At 42.0% G+C, this 678-nt stretch carries 1 protein-coding gene; it reads right to left on the bottom strand.

Annotation, left to right across the window (positions count from 1 at the left end):
• Positions 1-127: 127 nt before the first annotated feature.
• The coding region (locus BJU60_RS14780; RefSeq protein WP_141737253.1) for a M24 family metallopeptidase at positions 128-678 on the bottom strand (551 nt) is incomplete at its 5' end.

Genomic DNA, 678 nt, shown 5'->3' with positions numbered 1-678 from the left:
TAGGAAAAGAACATAAAATCAAACCGTTTCAATCAATTGATGATTTTTTTGTTGATAAGGATCGAGAAGAGTGATAAAAAATCACGATGACACTTCCAAGACCTGGACGTTCATCGTGATTTTTTTATTACTTGATGATCGTCAGCTCTCTCGGATAATTGGTTAAGGTGACTGGACCATCTGCCGTAATGAGAACATCATCTTCAATTCTTACGCCGCCGACTCCCGGGACATAAATTCCTGGTTCAATCGTATACACCATACCTTCTTGCAGAAGGTCGTCATTTGCCTGACTCATAGAAGGAAACTCATGAACAGAAATCCCTAACCCATGTCCGAGGCGATGTGGGAAATATTCACCATACCCCGCTTCTGAAATCAGCCCGCGGGCTTTTAAGTCAAGATCACCGATTCTCACGCCTGGCTTACTCATTTCAAGTGCTGCCATTTCTGCATTTAAGACGGTTTGATAGATGTCCTTTTGCTTTTCAGAAGCTTCCTGATAGATAAATGTTCTTGTGATATCTGAGCAATATCCATCGACAATGACGCCAAGGTCAAATAACACAAAATCGCCTTTTTTTAAGGCTGCCTGTCCCGGATTTCCATGAGGCTCGCCTGATTTTTCACCAAAGAGAACCATGGTTGAAAAGGACATGCCTTGAATGCCTTTTTTCT

Origin of the sequence: Exiguobacterium aurantiacum (genome assembly GCF_001766415.1) — a bacterium.
In the GTDB taxonomy this organism is placed as follows: Bacteria; Bacillota; Bacilli; order Exiguobacteriales; family Exiguobacteriaceae; genus Exiguobacterium; species Exiguobacterium aurantiacum_A.
Note: the sequence above shows the minus strand (reverse complement) of the source record. Positions and strands in the feature narration are given on the sequence as shown.